This is a genomic window from Cyanobium gracile UHCC 0281 (genome assembly GCF_034931305.1).
Taxonomy (GTDB): Bacteria; Cyanobacteriota; Cyanobacteriia; order PCC-6307; family Cyanobiaceae; genus Cyanobium; species Cyanobium gracile_A.
The window spans coordinates 1-19,179 of the sequence record NZ_JAYGHY010000009.1 but is presented as its reverse complement, the minus strand read 5'-3'; the positions used below and the strand labels follow the sequence as shown (position 1 = coordinate 19,179).

17 protein-coding genes, 1 tRNA gene and 1 pseudogene are annotated in these 19,179 nt (G+C 69.1%); 10 read left to right on the top strand and 9 right to left on the bottom strand.

The genetic code is table 11. The annotated features are described in order from the left end of the window. Window positions 1-2: 2 nt before the first annotated feature. The 3 genes from VB739_RS04635 to VB739_RS04625 form a co-directional block, all read right to left on the bottom strand. Entirely contained in the window at window positions 3-680 is a 678-nt protein-coding gene (locus VB739_RS04635; protein ID WP_323355949.1) for a DUF1997 domain-containing protein, read from the bottom strand. A gap of 154 nt (window positions 681-834) precedes the next feature. Further along, the gene (locus VB739_RS04630) at window positions 835-2,043 is read right to left on the bottom strand and encodes a 4-hydroxy-3-methylbut-2-enyl diphosphate reductase (RefSeq protein WP_323355948.1); all 1,209 of its coding nucleotides are present in this window, start codon (window positions 2,041-2,043) and stop codon (window positions 835-837) included. A 104-nt stretch (window positions 2,044-2,147) separates the two neighbouring features. Continuing rightward, window positions 2,148-3,593, bottom strand: a complete 1,446-nt coding sequence (locus VB739_RS04625) for an ammonium transporter (RefSeq protein ID WP_323355947.1) — start codon at window positions 3,591-3,593, stop codon at window positions 2,148-2,150. A gap of 307 nt (window positions 3,594-3,900) precedes the next feature. On the opposite strand from VB739_RS04625, the gene VB739_RS04620 reads away from it, so the two are divergent. Further along, on the top strand, window positions 3,901-4,095 hold the full coding sequence (locus tag VB739_RS04620; protein ID WP_323355946.1) for a DUF4278 domain-containing protein: 195 nt from the start codon (window positions 3,901-3,903) through the stop codon (window positions 4,093-4,095). On the opposite strand, the gene sfsA is transcribed toward VB739_RS04620, so the two are convergent. Beyond that, window positions 4,083-4,841, bottom strand: coding sequence for a DNA/RNA nuclease SfsA (gene sfsA, locus VB739_RS04615; protein WP_323355945.1), 759 nt, complete (start codon window positions 4,839-4,841; stop codon window positions 4,083-4,085). The two genes, VB739_RS04620 and sfsA, sit on opposite strands and share 13 nt — an antisense overlap. Before the next feature lie 66 nt (window positions 4,842-4,907). On the opposite strand from sfsA, the gene murJ reads away from it, so the two are divergent. After that, window positions 4,908-6,512 (top strand): murein biosynthesis integral membrane protein MurJ, encoded by a 1,605-nt coding sequence (gene murJ, locus VB739_RS04610; protein ID WP_323355944.1) that lies wholly within the window; start codon window positions 4,908-4,910, stop codon window positions 6,510-6,512. Here the strand turns inward: murJ and VB739_RS04605 are convergent. Genes VB739_RS04605 through VB739_RS04595 form a run of 3 tightly spaced genes read right to left on the bottom strand, consistent with a single transcriptional unit; the run spans window position 6,509 to window position 7,346 of the window. Beyond that, window positions 6,509-6,766, bottom strand: a complete 258-nt coding sequence (locus VB739_RS04605; RefSeq protein ID WP_216907603.1) for a cytochrome-c oxidase — start codon at window positions 6,764-6,766, stop codon at window positions 6,509-6,511. The genes murJ and VB739_RS04605 overlap by 4 nt on opposite strands. Before the next feature lie 56 nt (window positions 6,767-6,822). After that, window positions 6,823-7,110, bottom strand: a complete 288-nt coding sequence (locus VB739_RS04600; protein ID WP_323355943.1) for a DUF3181 family protein — start codon at window positions 7,108-7,110, stop codon at window positions 6,823-6,825. Continuing rightward, on the bottom strand, window positions 7,107-7,346 hold the full coding sequence (locus VB739_RS04595; protein ID WP_323355942.1) for a hypothetical protein: 240 nt from the start codon (window positions 7,344-7,346) through the stop codon (window positions 7,107-7,109). The genes VB739_RS04600 and VB739_RS04595 overlap by 4 nt, the downstream gene beginning before the upstream one ends. A gap of 99 nt (window positions 7,347-7,445) precedes the next feature. Here VB739_RS04595 and VB739_RS04590 point away from each other — a divergent pair. From VB739_RS04590 to VB739_RS04560, 7 genes are all read left to right on the top strand, one after another. Further along, a tRNA-Arg gene (locus VB739_RS04590) sits at window positions 7,446-7,519 on the top strand. A 133-nt stretch (window positions 7,520-7,652) separates the two neighbouring features. Next, window positions 7,653-8,960, top strand: coding sequence for a serine hydroxymethyltransferase (glyA, locus tag VB739_RS04585; protein WP_323355941.1), 1,308 nt, complete (start codon window positions 7,653-7,655; stop codon window positions 8,958-8,960). A 58-nt stretch (window positions 8,961-9,018) separates the two neighbouring features. Further along, window positions 9,019-10,101 carry an MraY family glycosyltransferase gene (locus VB739_RS04580; RefSeq protein WP_323355940.1) on the top strand — a complete coding sequence of 361 codons (1,083 nt, stop codon included), beginning with the start codon at window positions 9,019-9,021 and terminating at the stop codon, window positions 10,099-10,101. Then, window positions 10,098-11,372 carry a competence/damage-inducible protein A gene (locus VB739_RS04575; RefSeq protein WP_323355939.1) on the top strand — a complete coding sequence of 425 codons (1,275 nt, stop codon included), beginning with the start codon at window positions 10,098-10,100 and terminating at the stop codon, window positions 11,370-11,372. Before VB739_RS04580 ends, VB739_RS04575 begins: the two co-directional genes overlap by 4 nt. 330 nt (window positions 11,373-11,702) lie before the next feature. Further along, window positions 11,703-12,008, top strand: a complete 306-nt coding sequence (locus VB739_RS04570; protein ID WP_323355938.1) for a DUF2811 domain-containing protein — start codon at window positions 11,703-11,705, stop codon at window positions 12,006-12,008. Further along, window positions 12,005-13,447, top strand: coding sequence for a 3-isopropylmalate dehydratase large subunit (gene leuC, locus VB739_RS04565; protein ID WP_323355937.1), 1,443 nt, complete (start codon window positions 12,005-12,007; stop codon window positions 13,445-13,447). Before VB739_RS04570 ends, leuC begins: the two co-directional genes overlap by 4 nt. Next, window positions 13,444-14,076: an isopropylmalate isomerase gene (locus VB739_RS04560; RefSeq protein ID WP_323355936.1), complete on the top strand. Its 633-nt coding sequence runs from the start codon at window positions 13,444-13,446 to the stop codon at window positions 14,074-14,076. Before leuC ends, VB739_RS04560 begins: the two co-directional genes overlap by 4 nt. On the opposite strand, the gene VB739_RS04555 is transcribed toward VB739_RS04560, so the two are convergent. After that, on the bottom strand, window positions 14,073-17,204 hold the full coding sequence (locus tag VB739_RS04555) for a DUF3769 domain-containing protein (RefSeq protein ID WP_323355935.1): 3,132 nt from the start codon (window positions 17,202-17,204) through the stop codon (window positions 14,073-14,075). The genes VB739_RS04560 and VB739_RS04555 overlap by 4 nt on opposite strands. A 114-nt stretch (window positions 17,205-17,318) precedes the next feature. After that, window positions 17,319-17,438: a photosystem II reaction center protein I gene (locus tag VB739_RS04550; protein ID WP_015109632.1), complete on the bottom strand. Its 120-nt coding sequence runs from the start codon at window positions 17,436-17,438 to the stop codon at window positions 17,319-17,321. Window positions 17,439-17,600: 162 nt separating this feature from the next. Between VB739_RS04550 and VB739_RS04545 the strand changes: the two are divergent. Next, window positions 17,601-19,179 (top strand): annotated as a pseudogene (locus tag VB739_RS04545) (alpha-mannosidase); the annotation flags it as partial.

The window sequence follows — 19,179 nt, the reverse complement described above, 5'->3', positions numbered from 1 at the left end:
CCTCAGAACTGGGCCCGGCGCCGGGGCGGGCAGGGGATGCCGTGGCTGGCGTGGAAATCCTCCTGCACCTTCCAGGTGAGACGCCGGGAGATCTGTCGCACGATCTGGCGCAGCAGGTGGTCACCGCTGCTCTGGACCAGGTGGTCGGGAAGGATCGAGAGCATGCCGGGCAGGCGCAGCCATACCGCCAGATCCAGCTGCCAGCGCACCAGGGTGTGCAGCATGACGCCATCCACCTCTTCGGTGGACACCTCCGCCCCGCCGGCCTCGTCGAGCCTCAGGGAGGCGGCGAATTCGACGTCATAGAGCCCGCGCAGCGCCTCATCCACCTCCGGCAGGGGCACGGTGACGATGCGGTAGACGCCGGCGGCCTGGGGGAGCAGTTCGAGGCCGATCGTCGGCTCGACCTCAAAGCCGAAGTTGCCGAACCGGCCAAGGGTGAGCACGTAGCCCTGGCTGCCGATCGGTTCGACCGTCATGGGGGCAGCGCAGCGGCGGAACCAGCCCTCGTGGCGGTCGAGGTAGGCGCCCACCACCGCAGCAGGAGCCCGCATCTCCATCAGATCGGCGAAGGCGCTGGCGTAGCGACGCACGGAGGGGTCGGACCGCTCCCGCAGGGGTTCGCTCTTGGGGGCCCCTGGATCGTCGGGAGCCTGGTGCAGGGAGGAACCTGCCGCCATCGTGATCTGGGGCGTGCGGTGGGTCAGAAGGGAGCTGCTGGAAAGGACCGGGGGTGTGCTCTCCCCGGCGGCCGTGGGGGAGAGGAAAACCTTTCATGAATGTAAAGCCACCTGGTCAGCCCCGGCTCTGGGCGGGGTCATCGCGTCTGGTGGCTCACTCTTCGCTGAGACACACCAGGCGCTCGATCACATCCTCCACCACCCGGTCGGGGGTGGAGGCGCCGGAGGTGATGCCCACCCGGACCGGGCCAGCCGGCAGAAAGGGTTCCAGCGTCTCGAGGGCGCCCCCGAGGGGCTTGTGTTCGATGCGATTGCCCGGGCCGATGCGCTCGGGGGTGTCGATGTGGAAGGAGCGGATGCCGCGGCTGACGGCGATCTCCTGCAGGTGGGTGGTGTTGGAGGAGTTGTAGCCGCCGATGACCACCATCAGGTCGAGAGGTTCGTCCACCAGGGCGAACATGGCGTCCTGGCGCTCCTGGGTGGCATCGCAGATGGTGTTGAAGGCGAGGAAGTGCTCGTCGAGTTCGGCGGGGCCGAAGCGCTGCAGCATGGTGCGCTCGAACAGGCGGCCGATCTCCTCGGTTTCGCTCTTGAGCATGGTGGTCTGGTTGGCGACGCCCACCCGCACCAGGTCCCTGTCCGGGTCGAAGCCCGGGGAACAGGCCTTGGCGAACTGGGTCATGAAGGCCTGCCGATCGATGGCCCCCTGGCCCCGCTCAAGGATGAAATCGCTGACCATGCGGGCCTCGGCCAGGTCGAGGACCACCAGGTAAGTGCCGGCGAAGGAGCTGGTGGCGAGCGTCTCCTCGTGCTTCACCTTGCCGTGGATGATCGAGGTGAAGGCATGCTTCTTGTGCTTCTCCACGGTGTTCCACACCTTTGACACCCAGGGGCAGGTGGTGTCGACGATGTGGCAGCCGCGCTCATTGAGCAGCTGCATCTCCTGCACCGTGGCGCCGAAGGCGGGCAGGATCACCACATCACCGGTCCCCACCTCGGAGAAGTCCTTGACGTCGTCGTCGACCGGAATGAAGCGGACGTCCATCTCGCGCAGATGGGCGTTGACCGAAGGGTTGTGGATGATCTCGTTGGTGATCCAGATCCGTTCGCTGGGGTAATGGCGGCGGGTTTCGTAGGCCATCGCCACGGCCCGCTCCACGCCCCAGCAGAAACCGAAGGCCTCGGCCAGGCGGATCTTGAGCCGGCCGCGCTGCAGCACGTGGCCGTTCTCCCTGAGGCTGGCGATCAGATTGCTCTGGTAAGCCTGCTCCAGGCTGCCCGCGACCTCCTCACCCAGGCCGAAACCGCGGCGGTTGTAGCGATCCGAATGGTGGAGGGAACGCTTGAAGGCTCGAGTGTCCACTGGCTAGGTCCGGTTGTGCCGACTCTATGGGGGTCGGCGGGGGGTCGGGCGAAAAAAAACCGCGGCCGAAACCGCGGTCTGGTTGAGGGCACAGGGTGCCAGGGTCAGTTGGAGGAGGCCACGAAGTCGGGATAGGCCTCCATGCCGTGCTCGCTGATGTCGAGACCGACCATCTCCTCCTTCTCGTGCACCCGGATGCCGCCGCTGAGGGCACCGAGGATGCTCCAGAGGATCCAGGCCGTGACGATGGTGAACACCGCGTAGGCGAAGACGCCGAGGAACTGCAGGCCGAGCTGGTTGAAGCCCTTGCCGAACAAGAGGCCGGCGTCCTTGTTGAACAGGCCGACCGCCAGGGTTCCCCAGATGCCGCCGATGCCGTGGACGGAGAAGGCGCCGACGGGATCGTCGATGCCGATGGAGTCGATGAAGCTGACGGCGTAAACGACGAGACCGCCGCCGATGAAGCCCACGACCCAGGCACCCCACATCGGGAAGCCGTCGCAACCGGCGGTGACGCCCACCAGGCCGGCCAGGATGCCGTTGATGGCCATCGTGAGGTCGGGCTTGCCGGAGTGGATCTGGGAGATCAGGGTGCCGGCGATGCCGCCGCCGGCGGCGCCAAGGGTGGTGGTGACGGCGATGTAGGGAACCATCTCATCCATCGCCAGCTGGGAACCGGGGTTGAATCCGTACCAGCCCAGCCACAGGATCAGGCAGCCGAGGGTGGCCAGGGCCAGGCTGTGGCCGGGGATGGCCTGGGGCTTGGAATCGACGTACTTGCCGATGCGGGGGCCGAGGATCATGGCGCCGACCACACCCGCCCAGGCACCGACGGAGTGGACCAGGGTGGATCCGGCGAAGTCGATGAAACCGAGCTGGTTGAGCCAGCCGTTGGCGTTCCACTTCCAGCTGCCGGCAATCGGGTAGATGATGCCCACCAGGATCAGGGAGAAGATCACAAACTCCTTGAACTTGATCCGCTCGGCGACAAGACCGGAAACGATCGTGGCGGCGGTGCCTGCGAAGGCGGCCTGGAAGAGGAAGTCGACGCTCGGGACCAGGCTGCCTTCCTTCACCATCTCAGGGGTGACGGTGGGATCGAAGAACAGTCCCTTGAAGTGGAGCCAACCACCGGCGATTGAATCGCCGTACATCAGCGAATAGCCGATGAGCCAGTAGGCCGACACCGCCAGGGCGAAGACGATCAGGTTCTTGGCCAGAATGTTGACGGCATTCTTCTGGCGACAGAGGCCGGCCTCCACCATCGCGAAGCCGGCGTTCATGAAGATCACCAGGAAGGCCGCGATCGACAACCAGAGGTTGTTGGCCAGGAAGGCTGGGGTGAGCTCGGGCAGGTCGGCGGCATGGGCCGAGAGGTTGAACACGCCCAGGCCGAACAGCGCCAGAGGCACGCAGGCGAGCCAGGTGAGACCCTCCCGCGAGGAAAGACCGCGAATCTTTCGCATTAACAGTGATGGGGCCTCAAGGAGACTGGCCTCCTTGAGGCTTCTCGGCGGTCGAATCTTGGGCTGGTGACTTGAAGCGATCATGGGAACGTGGTGAAGAGAACGTCCGACTTCTGACGCCATTGCTGGCATCAACAAGTTCCGACTATCCATGACGTGCCCCCATCGCAATGTCTGATTCGCTACCAAAAGAAGCCCAAGCAGGTCCCCCCGCCGCAGGGCTCCTTCGGGCCGTTTTCCTACAGGTTGCAAAGAGTTTGCGTAAATGTTCATTCTGAACAATGCAAAGGCGCTAGAAATGCATCAGGCAGGTCCATGCCCTCCTTGGCGCACTCCGGCGCGACCAGAGCAGGCCCCAGCTCCAGCCGTTCCGTCTCCGCTCCTGTCCCCCATGGCCCATTCCGCCCTCTGCTACCGCGGCCTCCCCTACGACCACTCCCACGACGAGCGCCCCTCAGCGGCCCCGATCGAGCACGTCTACCGCGGCCACCATTACGTCTTGCCGCTGCTGCATCAGCCTTCCCTCACCGATGAAGGGCTCGACCTCGTCTACCGCGGCAGCCACTACCACCCTCACCACGCCTGAGCGGCAAGGCCGAGGAAGGCCACGGCGGTGTCCGTGAAGCTGTAGCGGCAGGGCAGCACCTCCACCCCGGCCGCCACAGCCGTGCGGAACAGCTCCCCGTAGCGGGGGTCGGCACTGTCCCCCGGCGCGAAGCGGCTCACGTCGCCGCGGCTCAGGCACGGCACCAGCACCGCCCGGGCCCCTGGCACCAAGGCCGTGAGCTCCACCAGATGCTTCTGGCCCCGTTCGGTGACCGTGTCGGGAAACAGGGCCAGATCGCCGTCGCTCCAGGTGGTGTTCTTCACCTCCACATAGATCGGCCGTGGATCGACGGCCCCGGCTGCCGGCGTCAGCAGCAGGTCGATCCGGCTGCGGCGCCCCTCGCCGTAGGGCACCTCGGCCCGCACGCTGCCGATGGGGCCCAGCCAGGCTTCCAGGTTCCCCGCCTCGATCGTGGCCCGCAGCAGCCGGTTGGGCAGGGCCGTGTTGACGCCCACCCACACGGTGCCTCCACCGTGGGCCGGCACCTCAGCCTGCTCCCAGGTCCAGGCCAGCTTGCGGCTGGGTGAGGGGTTGTGGCGCAGGCGCACCCGCCCGCCCGGCAGCAGCACCCCGGTCATCGGCCCCGTGTTGGGGCAGTGGGCCGTCACCGTCTGGCCATCGTCCAAGGCCACATCGGCAAGGAAGCGCTTGTAGCGCTTCAGCAGCACCCCTTCCACCAGCGGACCGGTTGGCAGCACGGGCACGGCAACGGTGGCTGGGGCCATGGGGTCGGGTGCCCGAGGGAGGAGGGCCATACTGCCGTGCGTCCCGATGGGCAGAGCCCAGCCGCCATGGCCCGATCCCTGCGCCGGATTGCCCTGATCGTGGGGGTGGCGACGGCCCTCAGCAAAGTGGCTGGCCTGGTGCGCCAGCAGGTGATCGCCGCCGCCTTCGGCGTGGGGGCGGCCTATGACGCCTACAACTACGCCTACGTGCTGCCGGGCTTCCTGCTGATCCTGCTCGGTGGCATCAACGGGCCCTTCCACAGCGCCATGGTGAGCGTGCTGGCCCGGCGGCCGCGCCACGAGGGTGCCCATGTGCTGGCCAGCATCAACACCCTGGTGGGCGCGGGCCTGATCGTGGTCACCCTGCTGCTGTTGGTGGCCGCCGATCCACTCATTGATCTGGTGGGGCCAGGCCTCGACCCGGAGCGCCACGCCCTGGCGGTGCTCCAGCTGCGCTGGATGGCGCCGATGGCCCTGTTCGCCGGCCTGATCGGCCTCGGTTTCGGCGCCCTCAACGCCGCGGACGTGTTCTGGCTGCCATCGGTGAGCCCGCTGCTGTCCAGCGTCGCCGTCATCGGCGGCATCGGCCTGCTCTGGTGGCAGTTGGGCAGCAGCATCACCCTGCCCGCCACGGCGCTGATCGGCGGGGTGGTGCTGGCCGCCAGCACCACGGTGGGAGCGATCCTGCAGTGGCTGATCCAGCTGCCGGCCCTGGCCAAGGAAGGCCTCAACAGGCTGCAGCTGGTCTGGGACTGGCGCGATCCCGGCGTGCGGGAGGTGCTGCAGGTGATGGGTCCGGCCACCCTTTCCTCCGGCATGCTGCAGATCAACGTGTTCGTGTCGTTGTTCTTCGCCTCGGGCATGCCGGCGGCGGCGGCGGGTCTGGGGTACGCCAACCTGCTGGTGCAGACGCCCCTGGGTCTGCTCTCCAATGTGCTGCTGGTGCCGCTGCTGCCGGTGTACGCCCGGCTCACGGCACCGGAGGACCGGCCTGAGCTGATCGGCCGCATTCGCCAGGGCCTGATGCTCTCCAACGCCACGATGCTGCCGCTGGGGGCGCTGATGGTGGCCCTGGCGGTGCCGATCGTGGCCCTGATCTACCAACGCGGCGCCTTCGACCGCAGCGCCGCCGCCCTGGTGGGCCAGCTGCTGATGGCCTACGGGATCGGCATGCCGGCCTACCTGGGCCGGGACGTGCTGGTACGCGTCTTCTATGCCCTCGGCGACGGCAACACCCCCTTCCGCTGGTCGTTGGGCGGCATCGGCCTTAACGCGGTGTTCTGCTGGGCCTTCACCGGTGGCCCCACCCCGGCCTGGGGCCTCCAGCTGCCCATGCTCAACGCCGGCGCCGCCGGCCTGGTGCTGGCCACTGTGGCGGTGAACCTGATCACCTGCGCCGGCCTGCTGCTGGCCCTGAGTCGCCGGCTGGGGGGTCTGCCCCTGCGGCTCTGGGCCGCCGACAGCGGCAAGCTGCTGCTGGCGGCCATCGCCGGCGGGGCGGCCTGCTGGTGGCTCTCGCTGGCGGTGGCCTGGCCCCCGGGTCTGGGGGGTCTGCTGCTGCAGAACATCATCTGCAGCGGCCTGGCCGTGGGCCTCTACGGACTGCTGACGAGCCTGGCCGGTGTGCCGGAGGCCCGCCAGCTGCTGCAGATGGTGCGCCGACGGGCCTAGGAGAGCCTCACCTGGCGCTCCTCGCGGACCTGCACGGGAATCTCCAGGTGGGAGCGGCCGATCATCTGGGGGCCGTCGATTGAGAAGATCCGGGCTTCGATGCCGAAATCGCGGAAGGCGGTCTCCAGTTCCTGGATCAAGGCCTTCTCCACCTGGGCCTCCGCATCGACCACCTTGCCGATCAGACGACCCCCGAGCCTGCCGATGCGCTGGCGCACCACGTCGCGGGCATTGGTGACTTCGATGACCAGCACGACCCGCCTGCGTGGGGCGTCACCCTATCGGTACAGGGGGCTTCCGGCAGCGAGTGTCAGCAAAAGGGTTGCAGCACGTCTTCGAGATCCCGCAGCTGGCCGGCGGGCACGAGCCTCGCCAGGGGCAGCCGCGTGCCGCCGCCGCCGATCGGTACCTGCACGGCCTCCAGGGCCTGGCGGGCACAGACTTCGGCGCCCTGGTCGAGCCGCGCGGCGCACTCGATCGCCAGGATCTGGGCCAGGCCCGCATCGCCCAGGTAGAGATGCCAGCCGGCCACCTGCACGTAGATCCGATCGGCAATCGAGCGGCTCAGTTCCTCGAGATCAGCGGCGGCAAGCGTCATGGCTGGGGCTGGGGGCGTTGCAGCACCACCACAGTGCCATGGACCAGCAGCAACCCGGCCCAGCCGAGCGTGAGCCAGTTCAGGTGGGTCCAGGGGTGGCGCATCCCCTGGACGAACCAGAGGCCGCTGTTCACGGCGGCGAACAGGGCGGCATGGAGGGTGAGGTTCACGATCCGCGCGAAGTGCCGATAGGTGGGATCGTCGGGATCGGCGGGGCCGTACCAGCGGATCGGCATGGGGGAAGGTCTGGGCTCTGAAGCGGACCCTATCGGGGCGGGGGTGGCAAGGGCGTTGTTGACGGATAGGCACCCCGTGGGGTGAGAATGACCTGGCAGGCGCTTGTAGCTCAGCGGATTAGAGCATCTGACTACGGATCAGAGGGTCGGGAGTTCGAATCTCTCCAGGCGCGTTCTGTCTCTCACCGCCCTCCCGGGGGCGGTTTTTTTTGGCCGTCGGGGGAGGCCCCCGCGCCCGGGGCCCGGCCAGCCCAGCGCCGTTTGCCTACGATCGGTTTCACCTTGAGTAGCTCCATGGCGGACCGAATGGATCACGGCCCTGCTTCCACGTCCTCCAGCGTGGCTCCCATCGACAGCTCCCTGGCCAGTGGTGATCCGGCCATCGCCGCCCTGATCGAGAAGGAGCTGCGGCGCCAGCAGAGCCACCTGGAGCTGATAGCCAGCGAGAACTTCGCCTCCCGGGCCGTGATGGAGGCCCAGGGCTCCGTGCTCACCAACAAGTACGCCGAAGGCCTGCCCCACAAGCGCTACTACGGCGGTTGCGAGCACGTCGACATCATCGAGGAACTGGCGATCGAGCGGGCCAAGCAGCTGTTCGGTGCCGCCTGGGTCAACGTCCAGCCCCACAGCGGCGCCCAGGCCAACTTTGCTGTCTTTCTGGCCCTGCTGGAGCCCGGCGACACGATCCTGGGCATGGATCTCTCCCACGGCGGCCACCTCACCCACGGCTCCCCGGTGAACGTCTCGGGCAAGTGGTTCAAGGCCGTCCACTACGGCGTCGACCCCGAGACCCACCAGCTCAACTTCGACACCATCCGCCAGCTGGCCCTGGAACACCGGCCGAAGCTGATCATCTGCGGCTATTCCGCTTACCCCCGCACGATCGATTTCGCCGCCTTCCGCGCCATCGCCGACGAGGTGGGCGCCTACCTGCTGGCCGACATGGCTCATATCGCCGGCCTGGTGGCCTCCGGGGTGCATCCCAGCCCCGTGCCCCATTGCCATGTGGTCACCACCACCACCCACAAGACCCTGCGGGGGCCCCGGGGTGGCCTGATTCTCTGCAACGACGCCGACTTCGGCCGCCAGTTCGACAAGGCCGTCTTCCCCGGCTCCCAGGGAGGCCCCCTGGAGCACGTGATCGCCGCCAAGGCCGTGGCCTTCGGGGAAGCGCTGCAGCCGAGTTTCCGCAGCTACAGCCAGCAGGTGGTTCGCAATGCCCAGGCCCTGGCCGAGCGCCTCCAGGAGCGGGGGATCGCCGTGGTCTCCGGCGGCACCGACAACCACCTGGTGCTGCTCGATCTGCGTTCCATCGGCCTCACCGGCAAGCTCGCCGACCGCCTGGTGAGCGACGTCAACATCACCGCCAACAAGAACACCGTGCCCTTCGATCCCGAGTCTCCCTTCGTGACCAGTGGCCTGCGTCTGGGCAGCGCGGCACTCACCACCCGCGGTTTCGATGCCGAGGCCTTCCGCGAGGTGGCCGATGTCATCGCCGATCGCCTGCTGCTCCAGGACGATGCCGCCGTCGAGCTGCGTTGCCGGGAACGGGTGGCCTCCCTCTGCGGGCGCTTTCCCCTCTATGGACGTCAACGTGAGCTCCAGCACGCCTGAGCGCCCCGTTCACCCGTAACGTGTCGCCTTCAGGACCGCTGCTTTCCGGCCCGCCGTTGTGACCCTCGCCTACAGCCCCAACGCGGCGGCCTTACTCACAGCCTCCGCGGCGGCCGTGCTCACGGCGCTGATCGTGCCGGTGATCCGAAGGCTCGCTCTGCGCTGGGGGCTAGTCGATCCGCCCGATGACCGCAAGCAGCACACCCTGCCCATGGTGCGCCTCGGTGGCGTGGGGATTGTGGCTGGTTTCAGCCTTTCGCTGGCCTGCACCTGGACCTTCGGCGGCTTCGCCGAGCTGACTCCCGACAAGGACCAGTTGATCTGGACCACCCTGGCCGGGGCGCTCTGCTACTTCATCATCGGCCTGGCCGATGACCTGTTCGCCCTGCCTCCCCTGCCGCGCCTGTTCGGCCAGGTGCTGGTGGCCGCGGCGGTGTGGAACCAGGGGGTACGCATCGGCAGCATCGACCTGCCGTTCGGCCTGGGGAATTCCCTCTCCTCGTTGCCGCTGCCGGAGGGCCTGAGCCTGCTGGCCACGGTGGTCTGGCTGGTGGGCATCACCAACGCCATCAACTGGCTCGATGGCCTCGATGGGCTGGCGGCCGGGGTCAGCGGCATCGCTGCCGTGGGTCTGCTCTCGGTGAGCTTCAGTCTCAACCAGCCCGCCGCCGGCCTGCTGGCGGCGGCCCTGGCCGGGAGCTGTCTGGGGTTTCTGCGCCACAACTTCAACCCGGCCCGCATCTTCATGGGGGATGGCGGCTCCTACTTCCTCGGCTTCGCCCTGGCGGCGATCAGCATCGTGGGTCCCGCCAAGCGACTCACCAGCGTCAGCCTGTTGCTTCCCCTGCTGATCCTGTCCCTGCCCCTGGCCGACATGTCGGCGGTGATCATGGGTCGCCTCAAGGCCGGCCGCTCGCCCTTCTATCCCGATCGCCGTCACCTGCACCATCGCCTGCTGCGGGCCGGCTTCAGCCACCGGCGCACCGTGGTGGTCATCTACGCCTTCACCCAGTGGCTGGCGTCCATCGCCCTGGTGCTGGCCAATGCAGAGATGCGTTTTCTCTGGCTGGCCCTGGCCACGGCGGTGCTGATCGCCGTGCTCGTGGTCTGCCGGCGGCAGATGCAGCAGGAGGCCAAGTGAGCGGCTCTCCCGGCGCCGCCGGGGTGGAGGTGCTCTGCATCGGTACCGAACTGCTGCTGGGCAACATCGTCAACGGCAATGCCCGCTGGCTGGCCGAGCAGCTGGCGGCCCTCGGGGTGGTGCACCACCGCCAGCAGGTGGTGGGCGACAACCGGGAACGGCTGATCGAAGCGGTGCGGCAGGCCTCGGGCCGCTGCCGGGTGTTGATCACCACCGGCGGCTTGGGCCCCACCCCCGACGACCTCACCACCGAGGCGATCGCGGCGGCCTTCGGCGCCGATCTGGTGGAGCACGGCGAGATCTGGGCGGCGATCCAGGCCCGGATCACGGCCCGGGGCCGCAGCGTCGCCGCCAGCAACCGCAAGCAGGCCCTGCTGCCGCGCGGTGCCGACGTGCTGGCCAACCCCACCGGCACCGCGCCGGGGATGATCTGGACCCCGGTGAGCGGGTTCACCGTGCTCACCTTTCCGGGGGTGCCCAGCGAACTGCGGGCGATGTGGGAGGCCACCGCCGCCCCCTGGCTGCGGGAGGCCGGGCTGGCGGGCGGGGTGTTCGCCAGCCGCATGCTGCGCTTCTGGGGCGTGGCCGAATCCGACCTGGCGGAGCGGGTGCAGGACCTGCTGGAGCTGGAGAACCCCACCGTGGCGCCCTACGCCGGAGCGGGGGAAGTGAAGCTACGCGTCACGGCCAGGGCCGCCGATGGGGCCGCCGCCGCCGCCCTGCTGGCCCCGGTGGAGGCGGAACTGCGCCGCCGAGCCGGTGCCAGCTGTTTCGGCGCCGATGGTGACAGCCTGGCCTCGGTGGTGCTGGCGGAGCTGCGCCGCCGCGGCGAGACCCTGGCTGTGGCGGAGTCGTGCACCGGTGGCGCCCTCGGCGCGGCCCTGGTGGCGGTGCCGGGGGCCTCAGAGGTGTTTCTCGGTGGCGTGATCGCCTATGCCAACGCCGTGAAGCGGGACCTGCTGGGGGTGCCGGCCGAGCTGCTCGCTGCCCATGGGGCGGTGAGCGACCCGGTGGCCGAGGCGATGGCGGCAGGGGCGCGGCGGCTGACGGCGGCGACCTGGGCCATCGCGGTGACAGGTATCGCTGGGCCGGGGGGGGGCAGCAGCGAGAAGCCCGTCGGGCTGGTACACATCGCCATTGCCGGCCCCGACGGCTGCCGCAGCGAGCCGGTGCGGTTCGGCAGTGGCCGTGATCGCACCTGGATCCAGACGCTGACGGTGGGGGAATGCCTGAACCGTCTGCGGTTACGGCTGAACATTGCGGCCATCTGATCGGGCCCCATCGGAACATCTGCTGCCCCGGCCGCCATCGATCACGAATCCTGTGGCATGGACTTTTCCCCCCTGCCTGCCACTTTTCCCCCGAAAGAGCAGACTTTTTCCACAAGGCGCCCGGGGCGGGCGGGAGCTGCCGGAGGGCTGCTCGCGTCTTCTTGCGGGAAAGGCCCTCCCCCCTTGACCGGACGCTTCCCCATCGGCAGGTCCGACCGCCGCCCCCGAGCGGTGGCCGGGAAACCGCCCCCCGCCGTGATTCTCAGCGGCGGTCCCTTGGGACCGGCCCGGTGGGGCCCGCTTTGACGCCGGGGGGAGCCCCATGGCCTGATGGGGGGGACCGACGACCAGCGCCGCATGAGCCAGATCCCCGACCACGCTCCCCGGACCGTGAGCATCGAGAACCAGATGCCGGAGGACCTCTTCGAGGCCATGCGGGAGTTCATCCGGGTGCACCCCCAGTGGGACCAGTACAGGCTGATGCAGGCCGCCCTGGCCGGTTTCCTGTTCCAGCACGCCAGCCATGACCGGGCCGTGGCCCGCCACTACCTCGACGGCCTGTTCCGCCGGGAGTCCCCTTCGCCGGAACACCCTCCTTCTAGGGTGGTTTCAGACTGTCTCGATCCTTCCTCTTGAGCGCCGGCACCCTCTACGACAAGGTCTGGGAGCTGCACCGGGTTGCTGACCTGCCAGGCGGTGCCACCCAGCTGTTCATCGGGCTGCACCTGATCCACGAGGTGACCAGCCCCCAGGCTTTCGCCGCCCTCGATGATCTGGGCCTGTCGGTGCGCCATCCCGAACGCACGGTCGCCACGGTCGACCACATCGTGCCCACCACCTCCCAGGCCCGCCCGTTCGCCGACCCCCTGGCTGAGGAGATGCTCGCCACCCTGGAGGGTAACTGTGCCCGCCACGGCATCACCCTGCATGGTCTGGGCAGTGGCCGCCAGGGGATCGTGCATGTGATCGCTCCGGAGCTGGGGCTCACCCAGCCCGGCATGACCGTGGCCTGCGGCGATTCCCACACCTCCACCCACGGCGCCTTCGGTGCCATCGCCTTCGGCATCGGCACCAGCCAGGTGCGCGACGTGCTTGCCAGCCAGAGCCTGGCGATGGGCAAGCTCAAGGTGCGGCGGATCTGGGTGGAGGGAGCCCTCCAGGTCGGCGTCTATGCCAAGGACCTGGTGCTGCACGTGATCCGGATCCTGGGGGTGAAGGGCGGCGTCGGCTACGCCTACGAGTTTGCCGGTCCGGCGATCGAGGCCCTCTCGATGGAGGAGCGCATGACCCTCTGCAACATGGCCATCGAGGGCGGCGCCCGCTGCGGCTACGTCAATCCCGATGCCGTCACCTTCGCCTACCTCAAAGGCCGGCCCCACGCCCCCGCCGGGGAGGCCTGGGAGCGGGCCGTGGCCTGGTGGCGTTCCTTGGCTTCGGGGCCCGAGGCCAGCTTCGACGACGAAGTGGTGTTCGATGCCGCCACGATCGCCCCCACCGTCACCTGGGGCATCACGCCCGGGCAAGGCATCGGCGTTGACGAGACCGTGCCCACCCTCGAGCAGACAGAGGCCGATGAGCGGCCGCTCACGGAGGAGGCCTACCGCTACATGGATCTCCGCCCCGGCACCCCGATCGAGGGGGTGCCGGTCGATGTGTGCTTCATCGGCAGCTGCACCAACGGCCGACTCAGCGATCTGCGGGCCGCCGCCGCCGTGGCCCGCGGCCGCCACGTGGCGGCGGGCATCAAGGCCTTCGTGGTGCCGGGCAGCGAGCAGGTGGCGGCCCAAGCCGAAGCCGAGGGCCTCGATGCGGTGTTCCGTGCCGCCGGTTTCGAATGGCGCGAACCGGGCTGCTCGATGTGTCTGGCCATGAACCCCGACCGGCTCGAGGGCCGGCAGATCAGCGCCAGCTCCAGCAACCGCAACTTCAAGGGCCGCCAGGGTTCCGCCTCCGGCCGCACCCTGCTGATGAGCCCGGCCATGGTGGCGGCGGCGGCGGTGAGCGGCCATGTGGCCGACGTGCGCCGACTGATCGTTGTCCCGACGACCCCCGAGCCCGCCGCCACCCGAGCATGAGCACCACCCCTTTCCCGGCCGGTCCGATCCAGCGCTGCGAAGGCCGTGCCGTGGTCGTGGCCGGCGACGACATCGACACCGACCGGATCATCCCGGCCCGGTATCTCAAATGCGTCACCTTCGACGACCTGGCCGCAGGGGTCTTCGCCGATGACCGCACCGAGCTGGCCGGGGGGCATCCCTTCGATCGACCGGAGCATCTGGGGGCGTCGATCCTGGTGGTGAACCGCAACTTCGGCTGCGGCTCCAGCCGGGAGCACGCCCCTCAGGCGCTGATGCGCTGGGGCATCCGGGCGGTGATCGGCGAGAGCTTCGCCGAGATCTTCTTCGGCAACTGTCTGGCCCTGGGCATCCCCTGCCTCAGCGCCGACCACGACACCTTGCTGGCCCTCCAGGCCGCCATCGCCGCCCATCCCGGCGCCCTGCTGCAGCTCGATCTCGAGCCGCCCCGGGTGACGCTCGACGCCGGCAGCGACGCTCAGGAGTGGCCGTTGAACCTGCCTGCCGGCCCCCGCCGCATGCTGGTGAGCGGCGAATGGAACGGCACCGCCCAGCTGGTGGCCCATGACGGCGAGCTGCGGGCCACCGCCAGCCGGCTGCCTTACCTGAACGGTTTCGCGGCGGCCTAGAAGGGCCGCTGCAGGGCCCCCTGGGTGGGGTGGTAGGGAATGAATGGCGTTCCCGGTCCCTTGAAATTGAAGTCGTTGAGGCGTAGCCGGATGCCGCCCAGGCCGTCGTAGGGGCTGTAGTAGACGCCGATTTCGTAGGAGCGCCGCTGCCAGCGCAGCTCCAGGTAGGAGCCGGTGACATCGCCGTAGAAGCCCGAATTGGGATCCACGTTGAAGCCGATGCCGCCACTGAAGACCAGCGGCCCCACCACCTGCTGTGACAGGCCGATGCCGACTGTGCCCAGGTCGACGGCGCGGTCGAAGTTGAGCGGGCTCTGGCCTTGGCGCAGGGTGATGCCGCCGGTGACCGTGAGCTGGGTGTAGTCGAGGAACGGCTTCTCGAAGCGTCCCAGGGTGAGGGTGGGGCCACCGGAAAGGCCGATCGTGTTCTGGTTGGTGCCGTCGCTGAAGTAGGCGGCCACACCGAGCAGGTTGGCGTTGAAGCGCAGGCCCGGAACGATCGGTACGGGCGAATTGGCCAGGGAGATCACCGGCGGGCTGGTGGTGGGCTTGCCGGTCCAGATCGGATAGGAGAAGTTCATCGAGCCGATGGCGTTGGCGCGCCACACCCGGAGCAGGTCGGGGCTGGTGGCCTGGACGGCCTGGAAGTTGCCCACGCCCATGCGCCAGTAATAGCTGCGGCTCAATTGGCCCCAGCTGGGCAGGCTTCCCTGCTGTTCGAGAGAAACGCCGTAGGCGGAGTAGACGTCCTGCTCGCCGAGGGAGCCGTTCCAGGTGCGGAAGCGGTAGGCACCGAAGAGGCGGAACGTGCTGGGGCCCAGCAAGGGCAGATTGAACACCCGGGACAGGTCGCCGAAGCTGCGGGTGCCGTTGGCGATGTTGTCGGGATTGAGGGTGGAGAGGCTGAGGCGGGCATCGGTGTTGAAACCCATCAGGGGCCCGGTGAGACGGGCCTCCAGACCGAAGTAGTCGCCACCCTTGGCGGGCTGCTCAACGATGTTGGTGGAACCCGCCGGTGCGCCGGGCAGGGGATAGGCGTCGGTGTTGCCGGTGTAAAGGCGCTGGATCATCACCTGCGGTTGCAGGTTGAGGAGCCCCTTCTGACCGATTTTGATCGGGACGTTGTAGCCGAGGAAGAAGCCGTCCCGGTCTTCGCGGTCATTGCCCAGCACCAGGGGATTGCTGACCTCCTCCTTTTTCTCAATACGACGCTGGCGCGTGACCCGAATCGGCAGGCGATCCTCCAGCCGCAGCGTGTTGCGCCGGGCCTTCACCAGGGTGTCGCCGTTGGGCAGCAGGGTGATGACGACCTTCTCCGAATCCATCCAGGACTGGGCCGGGGTGAACGGATCGTTGGTGAAGCCCACCCGATCGCCGGAGAGCGTGTTGGGGGTGATCTTGAGGCGCCGGGCCTGGATGCGCCAGCGGCTCACGGTGCCCTTGATCAGCTCCTGGTTGCCCGTGGTGGTCTGGTCTTTGAGCTGCTCGGGCCGGGTGGTGCCGAAGTCGTTGGCCACCTCTGGCGTGGTGAACTCGCGCGGGAAGCCGAAGCGCCGCTCGGCCTTGAGGCTGCGCTCGAAGGTCACGTTCTCGACCCGCTGGGGAATGCGGGCGATGGCCTCCCGCCGCAGCCGCTCCTGATGCCGGGCGTTGCGCCACACCCCTCCCTTGTCCTCAGCGGGCTTGGCGGGGGGCGGCGGGGCCGGCTGGCCGCTGGTCCCGGTCCAGCCAGGGCCCATCGTCACCTGCTCGAGCTGCTGGGCCAGCCCATCGGGCTGCTCGCTGGACAGGGGCGGGGCTTCTGGGCAGCCCTGGGCGGGCGGCACCGGCATCGGTTGGCTGGCGAGTTTGTCGGTGCCGAAGCGGTAGCGCAGGCCCAGGAGATAGGCGTTGCTGCCCTCGCTGACGCCGCTGAAGGTGCCGTAGGCCCCGGAGCGGTGATGGATGCGGCCCACGGCCGACCAGCGGGGTGTGACCAGGGCCTCCACCTCGAAGGCCAGGTAGTTGAGCAGGCGCGCCGAGTTCTCGCGGAAGGTCTGCTCGTAGTTGCTCTTGGCGGTGAGGACGCTCAGGCCCTCCACGAAGAAGACGTTCAGCCAGGGCCGCAGCCACAGGCGCAGACCCAGACCACCGGTGAATTCGCCGAAGTTCTGGGCGGGGGTGTCGGAGAAGGGGATCAGCTGGTTGAAGCCGCCCCCCGGCTGGGCACTGGCCCGGTGCCCCAACAGGTTGGCATCGAACTCCAGAGACAGCGGGCCGGCCTGGAGGAGGCGGCGCTGCATCCCGATGCCCCCCAGATATTCAGGCCGGAAGCGGCCGCTGAAGGTGAAGGTGTCGCCGAATTCACCGGCATACATCTGGCCGGCCCAGGTGGTGACGGCCCAGGGGTAGGGCTGCCACTGGGGCACGGCCGGATAGGACGGCGTGCAGCTGATCGGCTCGGGCGGCGGCAGGGGTGTGGAGGCGGCCTGCTCGAGGTCGAAATCCTCCTTGGTGGTGTCCAGATCAATGACGCCATAGACGTCGTCGATCTCCCCCACCCCTTCCAGCAGGGCGTAGCGCAGGCGGCTGCCCTGCAGGTACTGCTGGCCGCGCTGAAAACGCACATTGCCCACCGCCAGGAGGGTGCGGGTGCTGGCCTCGAACTCCAGCCGGTCGGCCAGCAGCCGGCCACCGGCGAGGCGAGCCATGACGCTTCCGGTGGCCACGAAACGCTGCAGCTGACTGTCGTAGCCCTGCTGGTTGGCGGTCAGCTCCAGCTCCAGGGGCACCGCGTCGCCGGCCGGTGCGGGGTCAAGGCTTGGCGCCGGTGTCGCCGCGGCCGCAGGGACGGGCGGGGCGGGGGCTGCTGGTTCGGCAGGGGGCTCTACCCCGGCTTGCGGTCCAGATTGCGGCTGGCCTTGTGGTTTGCTCTGCGGCTCGTCGTCGAAGGGATTGGCCGTGGCGGGGGCGGCCGGCGCTGGGGCGAGCTGCGCCAGGGCGGCCTGGAGCCTGGAAGGGAGTTCCGGACGGGCCTGGGCCGGTGCGGCCGTCAACGCCAGGACGCCAGCGATGCTCAGCCACAGGCCCAGCCCAGGGGTCAGGCCTTCAGGGGCCTGGCGACGTCCCGAGCGGGGATGGAGCACCACAGGTAGCGGATGAGCGGCGAGGACGCGGCCGATCCTGCCATGGGAGTTCGGGGGCTACCCCCGCAGCGGTCCGGTTGTCCGGACGGGTGGCGGGTGGCGCCGCCGGCAAAGGAATCAGTCCTCCAGGTCCTTGCGGCTGGGGGAGCGGGTGGGATCGCTGGCCAGGAAGCCGAAGACGAAGATCCCGATGAAGAAGAAGACGACGGAGTAAACCGAGATCTTGAGAGCGAGCATGGTCTGTCCGGCGGGTGACAGGGAGTGACGAGCGCCGGTACGGGTCTCGATGACCCCTCGGCAGCCGCATCATCTTATGGGTGGTGGTTGGCCATCCAGCCTGTCCGATGCCGTTTGGCAGGGGCAACCGGCTCCGATTGAAACGTTTCGGTCACGTTCCCCATGCTTCGGCCCCTGGATCTCCAACCGCTCTGGCAGGGCCCGCAGGCTGCGGGCGGAAGCGGTCCGGCCCTGGGGGAGGCGTGGGGACGCCGCCACCGACCCGACTGGGCGGCCCGGGGCCTGATCATCTGGCCGCGGGGCGGCCAGTGGCGTCATCTGCAGCTGCGCTGCTCCTGCCCGGAGCCCTGGCGGCCCCTGGCGGCCGGCGCCCGGGCCCGGCTGGTGCTGCGGTGGTGGGCCGACCGGGCCGAGCTGTGGGTCGATGGGCAGCGGGTCCACAGCGGTGATCTGTTCGACACCGCCTGCCGCTGGCCCTTGCCCGAGCGCTGGTGGCAGGGGGAGGCCCTGGATCTGGAGCTGCGGCTGCGCAGCCCTGTGCACGATGACGGCGCCCTGATGACCAGCCGGATCGAGCTCGAGCCGCTGGATCCGGCCGATCCCCTGGGCCTGCTGGCGGCCACCGCTGCTGAGCTGCGCGAGCTGCGTCGCGCCCATGGCCATGGGGAGGCTCCCGGGGAGGGGCGACTGCAGGTGCTGGGCCACGCCCACCTCGACCTGGCCTGGCTGTGGCCCGTGGCCGACACCTGGATGGCGGCGGAGCGCACCTTCGCCTCCGCTCTCGACCTGATGGAGCGCTTCGACACGCTCCACTTCGGCCACTCCACCCCGGCCCTCTACGCCTGGCTGGAGCGCCACCGGCCGGCCCTGTTCGCCCGCGTCCGCCGGGCCATGCAGGAGGGCCGCTTCGAACCCCTCAACGGCCCGTGGGTGGAGAGCGACTGCGTGCTGCTCTCCACCGCCTCGCTGTTGCGCCAGTTCCAGGAGGGCCAGGACTACAGCCAGCGCACGTTCCCGGAGTGGAGCCACCGGCTGGCCTGGCTGCCGGACAGCTTCGGCTTCGCCGCCGGCCTGCCGGCGCTGGCGGCCGCCACCGGGGTTCGCTGGTTCTGCACCCACAAACTGGCCTGGAACGCCACCAACCCCTTCCCCCATCGTCTGTTTCGCTGGCGCAGCCGCTGTGGTGCCGAGGTGCTGGCTCTGATGACGGCGCCGATCGGCACCGATGGCGACCCGGTGGCGATGGAGCGCTACCGGCTGCAGTGGCAGCAGGCCAGCGGCTGCGCCGACGCCCTCTGGCTGCCGGGGGTGGGGGACCACGGCGGCGGACCCACCGCCGAGATGCTGGAGCAGCTGGAGCTCTGGCAGGGGCAGCCGGTGGCGGCCGGCCAGCGGCACGGCAGCCTGCGGGCCTACCTCGATCCCCTGGAGTCCCTGGCGGGCGAACTGCCGGTGTGGCGCGACGAGCTCTACCTGGAGCTGCACAGGGGCTGCGCCACCAGCCGCCCTGACCAGAAGCGCCACAACCGGACTCTGGAACGGCTGCTGCGGGAGGCGGATCTGGCCGCGGCACTGTTCGCTCAGCCGGCCGAGGCCGCCGCCGACGACTGGCGCAGCTTGCTGTTCCAGCAGTTCCACGACATCCTGCCGGGCACCTCGATTCCGGAGGTGTTCGAGCAGGCCGAACCCGAGTGGCGCGGCGCCCGCCGCCGGGCCGCCCGCCGCCGCGACCGGGCCCTGG

Coding starts and splice junctions, on each gene's coding strand:
- VB739_RS04595 (WP_323355942.1), bottom strand. CDS start 7,346: ATGCCGATCCGCTGGTACGGCCCCGCCGATCCCGACGATCCCACCTAT.
- sfsA (WP_323355945.1), bottom strand. CDS start 4,841: ATGGCCCCAGCCACCGTTGCCGTGCCCGTGCTGCCAACCGGTCCGCTG.
- VB739_RS04600 (WP_323355943.1), bottom strand. CDS start 7,110: ATGACGCTTGCCGCCGCTGATCTCGAGGAACTGAGCCGCTCGATTGCC.
- VB739_RS04620 (WP_323355946.1), top strand. CDS start 3,901: ATGGCCCATTCCGCCCTCTGCTACCGCGGCCTCCCCTACGACCACTCC.
- glyA (WP_323355941.1), top strand. CDS start 7,653: ATGGATCACGGCCCTGCTTCCACGTCCTCCAGCGTGGCTCCCATCGAC.
- VB739_RS04635 (WP_323355949.1), bottom strand. CDS start 680: ATGGCGGCAGGTTCCTCCCTGCACCAGGCTCCCGACGATCCAGGGGCC.
- VB739_RS04550 (WP_015109632.1), bottom strand. CDS start 17,438: ATGCTCGCTCTCAAGATCTCGGTTTACTCCGTCGTCTTCTTCTTCATC.
- VB739_RS04560 (WP_323355936.1), top strand. CDS start 13,444: ATGAGCACCACCCCTTTCCCGGCCGGTCCGATCCAGCGCTGCGAAGGC.
- VB739_RS04625 (WP_323355947.1), bottom strand. CDS start 3,593: ATGATCGCTTCAAGTCACCAGCCCAAGATTCGACCGCCGAGAAGCCTC.
- VB739_RS04570 (WP_323355938.1), top strand. CDS start 11,703: ATGGGGGGGACCGACGACCAGCGCCGCATGAGCCAGATCCCCGACCAC.
- murJ (WP_323355944.1), top strand. CDS start 4,908: ATGGCCCGATCCCTGCGCCGGATTGCCCTGATCGTGGGGGTGGCGACG.